Below are 17,895 nucleotides of genomic sequence, written 5' to 3'. Positions count from 1 at the left end.
ATTACTCCCTGGCCATGGCCACGTTAAAGCCGCTATCACGCAGCAAGCGCAAGCGACGGGCCTCGTCCAGATCGTGCGCCACCATCTCGGCGCACATTTCTTGCACCGTAATTTCCGGCACCCAGCCCAGTTTTTCACGGGCCTTGCTGGGATCACCCAACAGGGTTTCCACCTCCGCAGGGCGGAAGTAGCGCGGGTCCACCCGCACCACGGTGTCGCCCACCTTCACCGCCGGGGCCTTGTCGCCCGTGACGGCGGAAACAACGCCCACCTCATCCACGCCCTGGCCCTTGAACTCCAGCGTGATGCCCAGCTCCGCCGCCGCCCACAAGATGAACTGGCGCACCGAATGCTGCACGCCGGTGGCAATGACGAAATCCTCCGGCTGCTCCTGCTGCAGCATCAGCCACTGCATGCGCACATAGTCCTTGGCGTGGCCCCAGTCGCGCAGGGCAGCCAGGTTGCCCATATACAGGCAGGGCTGCAAGCCCTGGGCAATGTGCGCCAGGCCACGGGTAATCTTGCGCGTGACGAAGGTCTCGCCCCGGCGCGGGCTTTCATGGTTGAACAGGGTGCCATTGCAGGCATACATGCCATAGGACTCGCGGTAGTTCACCGTAATCCAGTAGGCATACAGCTTGGCCACGGCATAGGGGCTGCGCGGGTAGAAGGGCGTGCTCTCGCGCTGGGGGATTTCCTGCACCAGGCCGTACAGCTCGGACGTGCTGGCCTGGTAAAAGCGTGTTTTCTTCTCCAGCCCCAGAAAGCGCACCGCCTCCAGCATGCGCAAGGTGCCCAGCGCATCCACATCGGCCGTGTATTCGGGTGATTCAAAGCTCACCGCCACATGGCTTTGCGCGCCCAGGTTGTAGATTTCATCGGGCTGCACCTGGGCAATGATGCGGGTGAGGTTGGAGCTGTCGGTCAGGTCTCCGTAGTGCAGCACGAAATGCTTGTTGTCCACATGCGGATCTTCGTAAATATGATCGACGCGCTGGGTGTTGAACAGCGATGCGCGGCGTTTGATGCCGTGGACTTGGTAGCCTTTTTGCAGAAGAAATTCTGCCAGGTAGGAACCGTCCTGGCCGGTAATACCGGTGATGAGGGCTTTTTTCATGTCAAAATAAAGAGGGAATTTTAAACCAACACACAATCAAAAGATGAAATTGCTTTCAGCCAAACTTAATAAACGATCTCGCGATTGATCATTGCCTTTCCAAGCATCTGGGCCATTGAACGGCACAGGGGCGGGCAGATGAGCAAAAATATAATTTTCCGATATTTTCTCTTGCCTATCCCCCTATAGAGTTTGGTAGAGGTTTAAATAAATTTAATTCTCGAATTGATAGGCAAAAAATATCACGCAAATTGATAGCGATAAATTACAGATGAGCGCGAAATCAGGGTTACGGTTTCGCTAACACATATTGCACTCGATTTACCCCATAATTGTTCATGCTCCCATGCTTCGCGCGAAGAATATTCAAAACCTCCGCCGGCACAACCTCGCAGTCATTTCCAATCTCAAGTGTTATTAATGGACAGCTGGAGAAAGAAACCGAAATATCACGATGAAAATATCTATTGATTTCAGGATTATTAAAAATCCAATTCATAATGAGTTCAACATCATCATCAGGGATTTGTTGTCGCAATATTATCGATTTCAGTTCATCTCTCCCAAAAAGCAAGTGACCCCAATCTGGAATTGGATTTATTACTGGAGTATCAGCAGGAAAAAGAGGGTCAAACAAATAGTTAATATTCTTTTTCCTAACCCAAAGATGATGCCCTTTTTTACTACTCCAGATAGGGCTCCCTTCAAAAAAAGCCAGTCCGCCAGGCTTTAGAACATAAAAAACCTGCTCAAGGAAGTTGGATAGCTGAGTTATATGCTCAACTATTGACAATCCATAAATACAATCAAATATATTATCCCCGAAGATACTCCTTATATCATGGCCATTTGCCCTTAATATTTCAATTCTGCCATCGTGAAAAATATTATTTTTGCTAATATGTCCAAGACCAGTAACAAAAATCTTGTCGGCTCCGCTTTTCATAAAAGGAACTACAGATTCCATTTTCTGATTTCCGCCAATTTCTAAAATTATTTTCCCAGAAAAATTTACGTAATGCGAGAGTTTATTGTAAGCAAGTAATTGGTGACTCATTGTTGCAAAATTAAATCATATTTAAGAAATTATTTGAAAGCTTATCTGACTATTGACGCAATCAACCGGATTGTTTAGCCAAGGACATCCTTAAACACCGAATCTAATATTTTTCCTATTTTTTCAATGCCAAAAAGGTTTTCGGCTGAACTTCGCGCCTTATCTGATAATATATCCCACCGCGCAGGAGATTTTAAAATATCACTTATTGCATCAGCAAATTGCCTCGCCGTACTAACTTCAAAACAACCCTGTTTTTCACCGGTAATTCCAATAAGACCTGCCGGCAAACCGACGACAGGCAAACCGTACGCTAACGCCTCTACAACCTTAATTTTCAAACCTGTTCCATGAAGCATAGGTGAAATAGCAACCCTGGATTTTCGGTAAATATCATCGAGTTCATCTATATGCCCTAGTAAATGTATATTGACGTCCGCAGGCGCATAATTATGTTTTTGTAACTCACCGCATACTTGTCCAACAACAGCGACAGACGTCCCTTTTTTTATGATTGGCCACACTTCATGAAAAAACCAACGCATTGCTGCAATATTAAATGGGTTATCTGAACCGACAAAAACCAAATCGTAAAGTCGATTTTTGCACATATATTTATCGTCAGTTTTGTTGGGTAGATCTATAATATGCGGTACATGATGCATCTTGACGTTTTTACACAACGGAGAAAACAAATTCATTTCGTCTGGAGAAATAAATACTGCTGCATCAAACATATCAATGCGTCTTGCTTCTTCGGTTAGCGATGATGCATAGTCATAATTTCCATTATGACGATCCATCAAATTCTGGCTTATACAGTCCTCCACCATGATCAGGGTTCGGACATTTGCAACATCACGAATTAAGTTGGCCCAGTGAACGTAACCTACGATTATTAAATCATAGGAACCAGCACAGAGCAGATTGTCGAAGCGGCTCTTTATATTTTGAAAAGCAAAATCAGGCAGGGGACTTTTAACACTACCTGCAGCCAAACCAGAAATTTTAGCTTGCTTGAAATCCTCTAAATAAAGGTTCCTTACCAATCGTTTTATTTGTGGATCGTCCTCATCCCATTTATCGACAAAATTCGAATGAGAAAGCATGTCGACTACTATTCCACGTGAACTGAAATATTCAAGAAGCTTCAGAAAACGCGACTGAACCCCATTGCTTCTCAGGAAAGGATTATGTGGAAAAACCAACAGAACCCTGCGTCCTTTTAAATTTGCATTAAGATTGGCTTGTTCCATTTCTACGTTGACGGGCACCACCCGACGTGACATCAAGTACAAGCGTAAGATTTTCAGATCGGTGTCAAATTTTTCTGACAGGCAGCCCAGTTTTCTACGAGCCGCCACGCCAATCGCCTTCCAGTTGGAAATCTCCAGTCGTTTCGGCGCAGCTGAATCAAAGAGCAAACCACTGACCCCGTGTTCAATGTATTCGTTCATTGTTGGTCTGTCAGGAGCGACCACGCAAAGCCCTTTCGCCATGGCGTCGAGGAATGCCATGCCGATGCCTTCATATAATCTTGGTGCCACGAAGATATCGTGATTATCGAGCAGAGCATCATATTCGTCGCGTTTATCGAACCACGTGCTGATCGTGATGCGATAGGCCTTCATGTCGGCTTCCGTGGGAGGGTCGAATTGGTGCTTAGGGTCGGTGGAAACATGGATGTGGATAGATTCGACATCGTTCGGTTCAAATAACTGCCGTACCATGGCCCAAGATATTTCCAAACGTCGGAACAGGAATAGAACCCTTGGTTTGACCCTATTCTCGCGGCCATTTGTGAGTACCGGCAAAGCACCTGGTGCGTATTGCAAGAGGAAAGACTGGATGTCGATACTCTTCAAATCTTGATGAAATGTCCTGCAGAATGAAATGAAGGGATATTCTTTCAAAGAAAGCCAGCGTTTTGGATTGAAAGCGGCAGTTTCATAAACTCCGGTCGCATCGTACATAGGAATGCAGACGATACGACCTGCCGTTAGGTGATCCGTTATGCGCTTGTCAGGCATGAGTTGCCAAAAGAAAACAAAGTCAAAACTGCCGATGAATTGTCGTGGATAGTTTGCATCCGCCTCGTGTGGCATTAGCCAATAGAGTTGCAGATCAAAAATCTTCTTGAGGTAGTCGATGAAGAATTTCGAAGAGTTTGTGCGTCGATGAAAACCGTGGCCAACGAATAATGCTTTCATTCCAGAAGATGAAATTGGCGGTGCTAATCGTGAAATGAGTGCTCGTGTATTCGAGATCAGAGCCAAGGTCGTCTTCTCATTTTGCCGCGATTCACTACCCAAACGCGCGAAGCCTTCCCTCTTCATTGCCTGGCCGAGAATGGCCTTTAGAGCCGATCCCGCCCTTTCTTGATAAGCCTCGAACAACGATTTGCAGTGTTCGGCCAACTCCGATGCGCGCTGTACGGCATTGGGTTGAGACAATTCCGAAAGCTCGCTCACGATTTCCTCGGCTTTCATCAGGTTCAACAAGGGATGCTTGGAACCAAGACCGATGCTACCATGCGACGTAGACACGATGGGCAGACCATTGGCGAGAGCTTCGACTGCCTTGATTTTCAGGCCTGTCCCGAACTCAAGCGGTATCACAATGACATCCATCATGTCATAGAACTGATCCAGGGTTTCCAAAGGCCCCAGCAGCAGTATCTTCGGATGGTCTGCAACAATCTGGTTGCAGACTTTTCCGGCAATGACCAGTTCGGGCAGGCGCTCGGGACATGCCGAATTCATGTAACCGGCCACGAGTAGCCTTGCCGCTTCGACATTGACCGGGTTGTCGCTGCCCAGGAACCCTGCACGCTGGAATGGAATAGCTGGTTGACGAGTACGTGTCTGCTGCGGCTCCAACTGGGGCAGGACAGCAACGTGTCGATCCGTCACGGTAGAGAAGTACTTTGCCTCTTCCTCCTGTATCGCCAGGACAATGTCGGCACGTGACAACCCGACCCCTTCCTCGGCTGGTTTGAACAAGTACCACCAAAGATCCGCCGGGATCCCAGCCGCTTTCAATTTCAAGTGGCGATCGGCAAAGCGGTCGTGCGTGTCAAGAATGCGCAAGACATTCGGTGGCAATAATGAGAATACGCCAGAATAGAAGACGTAATTGACTAGTGCGATCTGTGCATTTCGTTCTTCACAGTACGCGGCGAAACACTCCGACAGCCCCTTCTCGCAGACATCATCAATCCCAAAATAGCCATCCTTGCTGACAGGCATGGGCATTCCCCTGGAATGTACCCTCACATCATCCCAGGCATCGAGCATTCCTTCATAGTCAACAGCCAGATTCGGATGTACGAGGTAATAAAAGAAACTGACCTTGAAGCCGAGGTCCTTGAAATTTTGACAAACGGCGTGGACCCGCTTGCTGTTGCCATGTGTACATGGATGGCTGGGAATGTGAGAGAAGACCACGACACTTTGCCGAAAATCCTCTAAATTCCGATCAGCCTCGACATTCAATGAATAGCCTAGGGCTTTCATTTGCTCACCGACGATACTTTGCAGCACCTTTTGATCTCTCGCGCTTAACCTCCTTGAATGGCGGTGCGCAATATTTGCTGATACTTCCTTTCGGTTGCCGGACTTCCACTGCTCCCACGGCAAGGAAATCTTGTCTGCCAATGCTGCTGCGCCGGACAGGCGCTGGGCGTCAAACTGGATACCGACAAAGGCGCAGATCTTTGCCAAGACCGCTGTCTCATCGGCGACCAGATCTTCGAGCCGTACAGACATGAAGCGTTTATCGTCACGATACTTGTCAATCACAGCGACACTGGCTTGCCAACGCAGCGCGTGATCCTGAATCGGCCAGTCATCTTCTCCGGCAAAGTTCTGCCGTCGTGAAATGATTGCCTTTTCCGGATGACGAACGATATTGACGACTCTGGCTCGGGGATACCAGCGAAGAATGATGTCCAGTCGCACGGCGTGATCAGGGGTCTTCTCTACAAAGCGACTTCCGCTGATCGTATCGAGGTCATAATTTGTCAGAAGCCCATCGGCAACGATGGCCTCGAAGAGCATCTTCGGTGAGAGCGATCCTCTGGCTGCCACGTAGCGAATCGCAGTTTCCATCTCGATCGACAATGGATAGCGCTCACGCAGTGTGTCCAATGTGCTATCCAGCGAAACGGGATCGATTATGTCGTTATGGACGCGGAGCCGGTTGCGCACGATGGAGAAAAAATGCGTCTCAGGCAGTGAAACAACACCGGCTTGCGTCATGAGCTTCGACTGCAGCAATGTGGTTCCTGATCGTGGGTAGCCCACGATAAAGATCGGAGACTGATCGAGCAGGACAGGAATCTTCCAATCTGTACTGCCTTTAAGCAATGACGGCAAAAAGCGCTCAGAAGGTGCTGGCAGCGGCCTTGAAAATGTATGTTCCCGCAATATTTGTCTAAAGTGCAGGCGATCACGGTGCATGACATACATACTGCGCAAATCACTCACATGGTTTGTGCCTTCATTCTCTAATATTGCCTCCAGAATCTTGACGAGTTCCTGCTCGTTATGACTGTCATAGTCGCTGAATGCATCTATCTTCCAGGAACGGTCATCGCCGATATGGAACGTGAGACGCTTGTTGTCAAAAATATGAAATTGCGTTGAATTGGCCATCAGGTTAGCCAATAGAATTCGACCTATCCAGTTCGCACCGATACAGCCAAACCCAAGCTTATAATGGCGAGCAGCTTCGTATTTGAATATAAAACAATCGTGACCAGGATGTTTTTCTCCAGGTTCTTGGTACATGAGCGAAAGTTGCGAAGGAGAATCGTAGTGTTTAGGTAGCGTTCGCCGGTTTATAGTAAATGCGTCATACCCTTGCGCTGCAATACGCTCAACCTCAATATAAAACTCTGGTTGAACTGCAATGTCAACATTCGTGTAGATAATTAAATCAACCTCTACACCTTCAAGTGCCTTGGCAACTATATCTTGTATTAACGGCAGCTTGCGCGGCTTTCCTAGTTGTGCAACATCAGTGATTGACCGTCCAAGAAAGCCGATGTTACGAAATCCACTCGGCACAACATCGACATCTTCCGGATAACACGTAAAACATATATCCACCTCAATACCAGACTCTTTTGCTGCGCTACGGGCAGCTATAATTGAAGCGAAAGTAATTGGTTGTGCGATATATAAATCAGAATCGGGTTGAACCAACACAGGATTAATGATATGTCTTATTTTCATCATTTATTAATTAATCGTTGAATTTATTTTCAACGCCTCTCTTTATCTAACGGTAAAAAGTAAAAGTCGTACATTTAACAAATGGAGTAGCCATCAAAAATCACCCCATTTTTTTCACGATCGCCAAAAACTATAAATTCCGGATTGAGGATGGGGCGCTGCAACCCATAGCGCAGTGGCTGCCCGTGCAAATCAGTCACCGTGCCGCCAGCAATTTCCAGTACCGCCTGCGCAGCCGCTGTGTCCCACTGACTGGTGGGGCCAAAACGCGGGTATATATCGGCTGCGCCTTCGGCGATTCGGCAGAATTTGAGCGAGCTGCCCACTGCCACAAAGTCGTAGGGCTGGCTCAAGCCGACCAGCCAGGCCTTGAGCTTGTCGCCACCGTGCGAGCGGCTGCCCATCACGCGCAAAGTACTCCCCAGCTTTGCTGTGGCAATGGCGCGGTAACTCTGCCCATCCCGCTTGAAAGCCCCCAGTCCACGGGCCGCATAAAAGCATTCGCCCAGCGCCGGAGCCAGCACAACGCCAACCACCGGTACACCGTTTTCCACCAGGGCAATGTTGACAGTGAACTCGTCGTTGCGCTTGAGGAACTCCTTGGTGCCATCGAGCGGATCGACCAGAAAGAAGCGCTCTGGTAGCTCATCTCCGGCCGAGCGTGACTCCTCCGACAGGATGAACACGCCCGGGAAGTGCTGCTCCAGTCCTTGCCGGATCACTCGGTCGGCGCGTAGGTCGGCTTCGGTCAGGGGCGAGTCATCGACCTTGTTCCAGTGCCCGATGTTGGTGCCGTACACCTCCATGATTTCCTGTCCGGCCTCATGGGCAATGCGACACAGGCACTCCAACTGTTGTTGATTCATGCTCATGCATGCACTCCCATCCACAATTTGCTGCCAATGCCCAGCAGCACGATGGCCAGCAGCCAGCGCAGCAAGGTGTGCGGCAACCGTGTGGACAGCACCGCTCCCACGATCACCGCCGGCACCGAACCGAGCAGCAGGTTACCCAGCAGTTTGAAATCCACATTGCCAATCACCAGGTGGCCCACACCGGCAAAGATCGCCAGCGGAATGGCATGCACGATGTCGGTAGCAATCAGGCGCGGCGGCGTCAGGCGAAACGGATACAAATAGGCCAGAAACACCGCCCCCAGGGCACCGGCACCGACAGAGGTCAGCGTCACCAGCACGCCCAGCACGCTGCCGGCCATTACCGTCAGCGGGATCTGCGCCGCCTTGAAGCGTGATGAGCTGGAGGTGCGCAGCATGCGTCCCAGCGCCTGCAGCGGGCGCTTGAATAGCAGCCCCACCGCCGTGATCAGCACTGCAATGGCAATCGAGGTCTTGAGCAGCACCACGGCGGACTCGTCCACCGGATGCAGCGACATCCAGATGAGCGTCAGCGCCGAGGCTGTCAGGCTGCCCAGCCACAGGTGCTTGACCACAGGCCAGTCAATCAGGTTATGACCCTGGTGGATGCGACTGGCGAACAGCTTGGTCAACGCCGCAAACCACAGGTCGGTGCCCACCGCCGTCAGCGGCGCCACGCCAAACAGCAGCAGCAACAGCGGCGTCATCAGCGCACCACCTCCCACACCCACCAAACCTACCAGAAAGCCGGTCAGCGCACCGGCTACCCACAGCATCCAATCCATACAGATTTACTCATCATACAGGGCTTGCAGCACAGCCTCGGCGCACTGCTCGACGTTGCTGTGCTGGGTGTACAGATGCACTTCGGGGTTCTTCGGGACTTCGTAGGTGCTGTCGATACCGGTGAAATTCTTCAGCTCGCCCCTGCGTGCCTTGGCATACAGACCTTTGACATCACGCTGCTCGCACTCGGCTAGGGGCGTATCGACAAAAACCTCGATGAACTCGCCTTCGACAAACAGGCTGCGTGCCAATTGACGCTCGGTACGAAACGGCGAAATAAAGCTCACCAACACAATCAGCCCCGCATCGACCATCAGTTTCGCCACCTCGGCAATGCGGCGGATGTTCTCCACCCGGTCGGCCTCGGTAAAGCCTAGGTCTCGGTTCAAGCCGTGGCGTACATTGTCACCATCAAGTATGTAGGTGTGCCGTCCTTCGGCGTACAGGCGCTTGTCCAACATGTTGGCAATGGTCGATTTGCCCGATCCGGACAGGCCGGTAAACCAGATGCAGCGTGGTTGCTGGTGCTTTTGCGCGGCACGGCCAGCCTTGTTCATCGTCAGAGCCTGCCAGTGGATATTGCTGGCACGGCGCAGGGCAAAGTTAATCATCCCGGCACCAACGGTTTGCAGGCTCAGCTTGTCAACCAAGATAAAACTGCCAAGCACGCGGTTTTGTTGATAAGGCTCAAACACCAGCGGCGCGCTGGTAGAAAAGGTGACCGTGGCCATAGCATTCATTTCTAGTGCTTTGGTGGCCAGTTGTGTACCGGTATTCACATCCACTCTGTGCTTGATGGTGGTAATGGTGGCACTGATCTCTCGGGTGGCTAGTTTCAGCAGATATTGCCGCCCGGCCAACAAAGGTTGTTCATCCAGCCACAGCAACCGTGCTTCGAACTGATCGGCCACTTCTGGCGGAAGCTCGGCTGCCACCAGCACATCGCCCCGGCTGACATCTACTTCATCAGCCAAAGTGAGGGTGACCGATTCGCCTGCACTGGCGCAGTCCACTTCGGCAAACCCAGACAGTACCTGTTTAATGCAGGTTTGCACGCCCGAGGGCAGCACCCGCACTGCAGCGCCCGGGCGAACCTGGCCTGCCGCTAAGCGGCCACAAAACCCCCGAAAGTCTGGGTTGGGGCGATTAACCCACTGCACCGGCAGGCGTAGCGGCAGATTGATATTGTCCGCGCCCAGTGGTATCGCTTCCAGGTATTCCAGTAGCGTCGGCCCTTGGTACCAGGGCATATGCGGGCTGCGGGCCAGCACGTTGTCACCTTGCAGGCCAGATAGTGCAACCTGCTGCACTTGCAAGCCTAGCTCATCTGCCAGTGCCTGATAGTCCTTTGCAATGGCATCAAACACTTCCTTGTTGTAGCCAACCAAGTCCATCTTATTGACGGCCAGTACCACCTGCTCAATGCCCATCATGGCCACAATGCGGCTGTGGCGGCGGGTTTGCGTCTGCACACCTTTGCAGGCATCCACAAGAATCACTGCCAAGTCAGCAGTGGATGCTCCTGTGGCCATGTTGCGTGTGTACTGCTCATGGCCAGGGGTGTCAGCCACAATGAAGCGGCGTTTGGTAGTGGCAAAAAAGCGGTAGGCCACATCAATGGTGATTCCCTGCTCACGCTCGGCCTGCAGGCCATCAACGAGCAGCGCCAGATCAATATTCTCCCCCTGCGTGCCGTATTGGCGCGAATCGATTTGCAAGTTACTCCACTGGTCATCAAAAATCGCTTTGCTCTCAAATAGCAAACGGCCAATCAGCGTGCTCTTGCCATCGTCCACGCTGCCGCAGGTAATAAAACGCAGCACTTGCATCAGAAATACCCCTCCTGTTTTTTCTTCTCCATCGAGCCGGGGCTATCGCTGTCAATCATCCTGCCTTGGCGCTCGGAGTTGCGGGCAGCAAAGGTCTCGGCAACCACGGCCTCCAGCGTGTCGGCATTACTTTCAATGGCTGCCGTCAGCGGCCAGCAGCCCAAGGTACGGAAGCGCACGCAGCGCATCTCGGGCTTTTCACCCGGCTCAAACGGAAAACGCTCATCATCGACCATGATCCACTGGCCGCCGCGCTGCACCACCGGGCGCTCGGCGGCTAAGTACAGCGGCACGATGGGAATATTTTCGGCCTGGATGTATTGCCAGATGTCCAGCTCTGTCCAGTTGCTCAAGGGAAATACCCGGATGCTCTCGCCTTCATGAATGTGGGTGTTATAGAGGCTCCACAGCTCGGGACGCTGGACCTTGGGGTCCCAACGGTGGCCTGGGGCACGGAAGCTGAAGATGCGCTCTTTGGCACGGGATTTTTCCTCATCGCGCCGTGCTCCACCAAACACTAGATCAAAACCGTGCGTATCCAGCGCTTGCTTGAGCGCCTGGGTCTTCATCACATCAGTGTGATAGCTGCTGCCATGCGTGAATGGCCCCACGCCCTCAGCCAGCCCTTGCGGATTGGTATGGGTAATGAGTTGCATGCCCGTATCGGCCACCATGCGGTCGCGCAGCGCGTACATGGCGGCAAACTTCCAGCCGGTATCTACGTGTAGCAACGGAAACGGCGGCGGTGCTGGCCAGAATGCCTTGCGTGCCAAGTGCAGCATGACGGAACTGTCCTTGCCGATGGAGTACATCATCACCGGTTTGCGGGCGGTGGCAACTGCTTCGCGGATGATTTCGATGGATTCGGATTCTAAAAAAGTTATATTTTTCATTATACCCATGGAATGCAGGATGTTTCAGGAATTTTAATTTTTTCGGCAGCCCGAATAAAATAATTCGAATTTTCGATCAAATAATTAGTAATATTCAATGACTTTGCCGTAAACGGATCGCTTCGTGCTTTGAACCTCTCTTTATCACACAAAAATGCATCATGATTTTTTTTAAAATTCAGCTTATTCACAATAATTTTCGCATAACGATCAATATCTTCGTAAAGAAGAATATCAGTTTTACCACCATTCACAACCTCAGCATTGGTATATTTCATAATGAATTTATTCGCATATCTTACTTTTTCATCAAGCCAGGAAGTCAATTGATCAGTCGAAGAAGGAGCAAAATATGCATCGATGATCTCATTTGCCATTTCCAAAACTTGCTTTTCATGTCGATAATATATTTTTTGCAATTTTATATCAAATTTTGAAAGGATTTCTTTATGTACTTGCAACTGATAAAGTTCGAACCATGAAGTAAGAATAAAAAGGGGGGCACGAATCAAGACAAGTTGTCTTATATTATTTCCATTTTCAAAAATCGGATCGCTTAAGCCAAAATCATGAGATTTAATTAATCTTACATGCTTCATTTTATTCTTAAAAGAATAATCCATAAAACCAGTTAAGGCGCAAGGAAACTGTTTACAACACCCGGGTTCTTGATATAACTCACAAAAAGAAAAACATTCGCCAAATATTTGACTCAAGGTTTTCTCTAAATAATGCAAACCGGATCTCGGCAAGGATTTTGAATTTATTAATAAAAAATCATGATTTTTTTTTGTTTTATTAATATATATATTAAGATTGAATTTTTGATTTGCATCGTTATTTTCAGAAATTAAATTATTATTTCGTTCTAATGATTTATTATTACCAAAGCCAGCTCTTGTTTTTTTATTTAAATAAAAAAATTCTTTATTTCTACGTATTCTTACTGCGATGCTATTTGTCGTATCTCTCAAATTATTTTTAACCGAATTTTCGAAATATGTATAAGAATCGTAACTTTTATTTAAAAGTTCGGCAATCACACCGAAGTTATTGTAAATTCCTGAAACAAGTAGATTTCCAAGCAAACTTTTTCCAACACCCCACTCTTGCGCCAGCCTGATCAATTCTCTGGCAACCTCTATTTGCCCTCTCTGCAAATGACCCGCTGCAGCATATACAGCAAGCTGCGCTCTTTCTGTATATTGATCAAGGTTTTTCGAGCCCGAATCCGGATACAAATCGATTAAACGGCCCCAATCACCATATCTCCAATAAGCCTCTGCCGTAGTTATTTTTCTATCGTCCATAGCTATCCTCAAACCGGACAATGTCATCCTCACCAAGGTAACTGCCCGATTGCACCTCGATCAGGTGCAGGGGCAGTTTTCCGGGGTTTTCCAGACGGTGAGTTTTGCCCAAAGGGATGTAAGTGGACTGGTTTTCGCTGAGCAGGGTGGCTTGCCCGTCGATGGTGACTTTGGCCGTACCGCTGACGACGATCCAGTGCTCCGCCCGGTGGTGGTGCATCTGCAGCGATAGCTGCGCCCCGGGTTCGACCATGATGCGCTTGACCTGAAAGCGCTCGCCAGCGTCCACCCCTTCGTACCAGCCCCAGGGCCGGTGCACGCGGCGGTGCTCAATTTGCTCCTTGCGCTGGTGTTGTGCGAAATATTCGCTGGCCTGCTTGATAGACTGCGCCTGGTCCTTGCGCATGACCAAAACGGCATCGGCAGTTTCGACGACGACGACACCCTCCATGCCGATGACGGCCAGCAGGCGGCTTTCGGAGCGCAGATAGCTGTTGCGGGTGCTGTGGTGATAGACGTCGCCGCGCACGGCGTTGCCCTGGGCGTCCCGGTCGGATATAGCCCAGAGGCTGTCCCAAGATCCGACATCACTCCAACCCATGTCCACCGGTACCACAGCGGCACGCGTGGTGGGCTGCATAACGGCGTAGTCGATGGAGTCGGACGGGCAGGCGATAAAGCTTTGCGCCTGCGGGCGGCAAAAGTCCTGATCCTGGCTGCGCTGCTGCCATGCGGCTGTGGCTGCGTCGAGGATGTCGGGGCGGTGGGTTTGCAGTTCCTGCAGGTAGCGCTCTGCGGTGAACATGAACATACCGCTGTTCCAGCAAAAGCCACCGGTGTCAATGAAGCGCTGCGCCGTGGCACTGTCGGGCTTTTCGACGAAGCGCTGCACTTGCTGCACGCCCGTGAATTGGGTTAAAGGTGTTCCTGTTTGAATGTAGCCATAACCGGTTTCTGGGCCGGATGGCACGATGCCGAAGGTGACCAGCCAGCCCGCGTGTGCTGCGGGCAGCGCACGCGCCACGGCGCCGGCAAAGGCTACGCAGTCGCGCACGACGTGGTCTGCGGGCAGCACCAGCATGACGGCCTGCGGGTTGGCAGGCGTACTGCTGTCGCCATGCGCCAAGTGCAGGGCGGCAAGGGCAATGGCGGGTGCAGTGTTACGCCCTTGCGGCTCCAGATAGGTGGCGGCCGGCGTACAGCCAATGGCTTGCAGTTGCTGGCGCACGAGGAAGCGGTGCTCTTCGTTGCTGACAAGGATGGGCGCGGCAGCGGCGATGCCTGCGCCCTGCAGGCTGGCGCAGCGCTGCGCGGTAGCTTGCAACAGAGTGGATTCCTCCACCAAAGCTAGCAGTTGCTTGGGATACGCGGTGCGCGAAAGCGGCCACAGCCGGGTGCCGGAGCCACCGCAAAGAATGACGGGGTGAATGCTTGTTGTTTCAGTCATAGGGTGTTATTCCGTTGTGCCCTGCTTTTCTTCCAGCAGCAGTTCTTTCAACAGTTCCATTTGCGCTTCGACCTTGGCCATTTCCTGCTGCACCAGGGCTTCGCGGTATTCGGATTCCTGTTGTTTTGCTTTGTATTCGTTCAAATCAGCCTGTAGCGCTTGTTGGGTTTGCGCTTGCTGCTCTTGTTTTTTAATCAGCTCAGCATTTTGCTGCTGCGCTTGTTGCAACTGGGCCTGCAAGCCTTCTTTGGCCTTGGCTTGCTCATCACGCGCTTGCAGGGCTGCTTGTTTGGCTTGCGTTTCAGCGTCCTTGGCTTTTTTGCTTGCAGCCAAATCAGCCTCTAGCCCTTGCAGAGCCTGCGCTTGCAGCTCTTGTTTTTTCAGCAACTCGGCATTTTGCTGCTGCGCTTGTTGCAACTGGGTCTGCAAGCCTTCTTTGGCCTTGGCTTGTTCATCACGCGCCTGCAGGGCTGCTTGTTTGGCTTGCGTTTCAGCATCTTTGGCTTTGTTGATTGCAGCCAAATCAGTCTCTAGCCCTTGCAAGGTCTGCGCTTGTAGCTCTTGTTCTTTCAGCAACTCGGCATTTTGCTGCTGCGCTTGTTGCAACTGGGTCTGCAAAGCTTGTGTGGCCTTGGCTTGCTCATCACGCGCTTGCAGGGCTGCTTGTTTGGCTTGCGTTTCAGCGTCCTTGGCTTTGTTACTTGCAGCCAAATCAGCCTCTAGCGCTTTCTGAGCATGCGCTTGCAGATCTTGTTTTTTTAGTGCTTGTGCGTGGGCACTGGGGTAGTCACGCACAAACAGGGCGTGACCGATGCCGGGGTGGCGGCTGCTGGTTTGGCCAAGCAGTTTGAAGCCTGGCAGTGCCTGGGCCACGGCATCCAGGCTGCAGCCTGCGGGTGCTGCGCCCTGCCCTGCTTGCGCCAGCACCACCCGGGCGAGGATGACATCCAGCGCATCCAAAGCGGAGCCGGCGCTTTGCAGCAAGGGGGCTGCGGGCAGGCAGTCCAGCACCAGCCATTGGTGGGCGCTGTCGGCCAGCAGTGCAGACAGGGGCTGCGCGGGCAGGCTACGCACCTGCAGGGTGTGCAGGTTGGGCCACAGCGGCTGCAGGTCTTGTGCGGGCAGCAGGCCACTTTCGGCGGGCAGGCTGGCGCTGAAAAACTCTACCGCGCCGGCCTCAGGCGCCAGCACCGCCTCCAGCAACCGTGCCTGTGGCCAACTACCGGCGGCGTGCTGGCGCTGCAGGGCCTGAAAGCGCTGGGCATCGGCCTCCATCAAAGTGGCGCTGATTTTTTGCTTGGCCAGCCACTGCGCCCACTGCCCTTGGCCAGAGCCTGCGCCCACCAGGGTGATATGGCTGGGGGGGAGCAAAGGCTGCAACAGGTCTAAATACGGCGTGAGTGACTGCATACGGTTGGGCTAAGAAATATTCAGACGCGGGGCTGATTAATAAAGTAGCTGTCTATTGAGACATTAGGACAGCTGCAGAGACCCTGTTTTAGGTTTTTCGGCTTTTCTGAAAGTCTTGCACCTGCGCATGCAGGGCCCAGGGCATGGAGAGCCAGCCGCCTATGCTGCGCGAGCGCTGTAAGAAAGTTGCGCCCAAACGGTACGACAGGTGCTGCCGGATGCGCTGCGCCTCATGAGCATCGCGGTAGCGTTCAATGGGGGGGGAGTTTTTCTTCCTTGCGGGCGGCTTTTTCTTGGCGAAAGCGCCGTGCCTCAGTCTGCAGGGCAAAGGGCATGGAGAGCCAACCGCCCAGGCTGCGGGATTTTTCAATCATGACGCTGCCCAGCCGGTACGAGAGCTGGCGCTTGACCCGCTCGGCTGCGCCGTAGTAGGCCTGCATCGATGCATGGGCTTTGGCGGGGCTGTGGCCGGCTTTGAGTTTTTGGTTTTCCAGGTAGTAGCGCTCCAACTCTTCCTGCACTTGATGGAGTTGTGTCAGGAGCAGCTCGTTTTCATCTTGCAGCTCTTGCGCTGCAGGTTCTTTTTGTAGCGCCTGCAACGCTTCTTGCGTTTTTTTGAGCTCTACCTGGGCTTTCGCTAGCTCATTAGCTTTAGTTTGGGCTTGCTTTAGTGCGTCTTGCACCTTTTTCAGCTCGGCTTGGGTGCTGGGTAATTCGTTGGCTTTGGCCTGGGTGGCAGCCAATGTTTGCTGGAGTTGCTTGCCCTCCAGGTAGTGGCGCTCCAGCTCTTCCTGCACTTGATGGAGTTGGGTCAGGAGCAGCTCGTTTTCTTCAACGGCATTTTGTTGTTGTGTTGTTATTTCTTTCAACTGGGTTTGCAGTTGCGCCCTGGATTGAGTTTCGCTTGCCAGCAAGGCTTTGTTTTGGGACAAATCAGCCTCAAACGATTGCTGCATCTGCGTAAAGCGCTCTTGTTTTTTAAGCAGCTCTGCCTGGGCTTGGTGGCTGCGCTGCTGCAGTTGAACAAACTCTTGCCACGCAGCAAAGCGGCTTTGCGCATCACCATGCCAGGCCAGCGCTTGCGTATGGCTGGCGGGCAAGGTAGCGGCGGCTTGCAGTTCTTCGTACAGGGTTTGGGCCTGGGGGTAGGTCTCTAATAACTGGGCGAGCAGCAGGCGTGCCTGCTGGCTGTGGCCCAGGTCTTGGGCCACTGCTTGCTCGGCCGCCGCCAAGCACTGCGGTGCCTGGCTGCCTACTGTCAGTCCGTCGTGGGTGCTTGCTGGGGTGGCGGCAGCATCCTGCTGGGGTTGATCGGTAGCGCCTGGGATGGGTAGCTGCAGGGGGGTGTCGATGTGGGTGTTGATCAACTGCACATAGCGCTGCGCTGCGGATTCAAATTGCTCGATTTGGTGGGCGTGCACCAATACGCAGCGCTGGCGATTGCGCAGGTAAAACTGTAGCAAGGTACTGTTGTACGCCACCCAGGTTTGCAGGCGCTGCTGCAGCTTTCCTGCGGGGGCGGCGGCGTCTTCCAGGCACAGCCGTGTAATGGCGGTGTGCGGTGCGTCATACACCAAGACAAAAACAATTTGCGGGTCTTGGGCCTGCCAGTATTCCAGCAGATCAATGGTATGGGGATCTGCCCAGCCCCACAGGGGATGCTCCAGGTTGGCCAGCATCAGATCCAGCACCATGCCTTGCCAGACTGGAGCTACTGCAATTTGTGGCAAGGCTTGGTCGCTCTCCAGCGCGTCCAGGGCTGGGGCACCATGGGCCTTGCGCAAGGTGGCGGTGATTTGCGCCGCTGTCAACTGGCTGCGCTGCGACGGTTGCGCTGCAGCCATGCCACTGGAGATAAGTAAAGACTCAATTTGCGCATACCCCGATTGGGGGTGGCCGGTAATAATGATTTTTTTCATATTGGTTTTAATTAC

The 17,895-nt window shown here is 52.1% G+C and carries 11 protein-coding genes; all 11 read right to left on the bottom strand.

All coding sequences use genetic code 11. The annotated features are described in order from the left end of the window. Position 1 precedes the first annotated feature (1 nt). Positions 2-1,117 (bottom strand): GDP-mannose 4,6-dehydratase, encoded by a 1,116-nt coding sequence (gene gmd / locus ACFO3A_RS03105; protein WP_377723907.1) that lies wholly within the window; start codon positions 1,115-1,117, stop codon positions 2-4. Positions 1,118-1,406: 289 nt separating this feature from the next. After that, positions 1,407-2,174 (bottom strand): methyltransferase domain-containing protein, encoded by a 768-nt coding sequence (locus tag ACFO3A_RS03100; protein WP_377723905.1) that lies wholly within the window; start codon positions 2,172-2,174, stop codon positions 1,407-1,409. A 74-nt stretch (positions 2,175-2,248) separates the two neighbouring features. Further along, entirely contained in the window at positions 2,249-7,414 is a 5,166-nt protein-coding gene (locus ACFO3A_RS03095) for a glycosyltransferase (RefSeq protein ID WP_377723903.1), read from the bottom strand. A gap of 71 nt (positions 7,415-7,485) precedes the next feature. Beyond that, on the bottom strand, positions 7,486-8,283 hold the full coding sequence (gene cysQ / locus ACFO3A_RS03090; RefSeq protein ID WP_377723901.1) for a 3'(2'),5'-bisphosphate nucleotidase CysQ: 798 nt from the start codon (positions 8,281-8,283) through the stop codon (positions 7,486-7,488). Beyond that, entirely contained in the window at positions 8,280-9,071 is a 792-nt protein-coding gene (locus tag ACFO3A_RS03085) for a sulfite exporter TauE/SafE family protein (RefSeq protein ID WP_377723899.1), read from the bottom strand. Before ACFO3A_RS03085 ends, cysQ begins: the two co-directional genes overlap by 4 nt. 6 nt (positions 9,072-9,077) lie before the next feature. Beyond that, a complete protein-coding gene (gene cysN / locus ACFO3A_RS03080) occupies positions 9,078-10,901 on the bottom strand; it encodes a sulfate adenylyltransferase subunit CysN (protein ID WP_377723897.1) in 1,824 nt (607 codons plus the stop codon). Further along, complete coding sequence (cysD, locus tag ACFO3A_RS03075) at positions 10,901-11,803, bottom strand: sulfate adenylyltransferase subunit CysD (RefSeq protein ID WP_377723895.1); 903 nt, start codon at positions 11,801-11,803, stop codon at positions 10,901-10,903. Before cysD ends, cysN begins: the two co-directional genes overlap by 1 nt. Then, positions 11,794-13,104, bottom strand: a complete 1,311-nt coding sequence (locus ACFO3A_RS03070; protein WP_377723893.1) for a hypothetical protein — start codon at positions 13,102-13,104, stop codon at positions 11,794-11,796. Before ACFO3A_RS03070 ends, cysD begins: the two co-directional genes overlap by 10 nt. After that, positions 13,094-14,551 (bottom strand): mannose-1-phosphate guanylyltransferase/mannose-6-phosphate isomerase, encoded by a 1,458-nt coding sequence (locus ACFO3A_RS03065; protein ID WP_377723891.1) that lies wholly within the window; start codon positions 14,549-14,551, stop codon positions 13,094-13,096. Before ACFO3A_RS03065 ends, ACFO3A_RS03070 begins: the two co-directional genes overlap by 11 nt. Positions 14,552-14,557: 6 nt before the next feature. Then, the gene (locus ACFO3A_RS03060; RefSeq protein ID WP_377723888.1) at positions 14,558-15,535 is read right to left on the bottom strand and encodes a coiled-coil domain-containing protein; all 978 of its coding nucleotides are present in this window, start codon (positions 15,533-15,535) and stop codon (positions 14,558-14,560) included. A gap of 677 nt (positions 15,536-16,212) precedes the next feature. Further along, positions 16,213-17,880, bottom strand: a complete 1,668-nt coding sequence (locus ACFO3A_RS03055) for a chromosome partitioning protein ParA (protein WP_377723886.1) — start codon at positions 17,878-17,880, stop codon at positions 16,213-16,215. Between the last annotated feature and the right edge of the window lie 15 nt (positions 17,881-17,895).

It is taken from the genome of Comamonas nitrativorans (assembly GCF_042654765.1).
GTDB lineage: Bacteria > Pseudomonadota > Gammaproteobacteria > Burkholderiales > Burkholderiaceae_C > Comamonas > Comamonas nitrativorans.
Note: the sequence above shows the minus strand (reverse complement) of the source record. Positions and strands in the feature narration are given on the sequence as shown.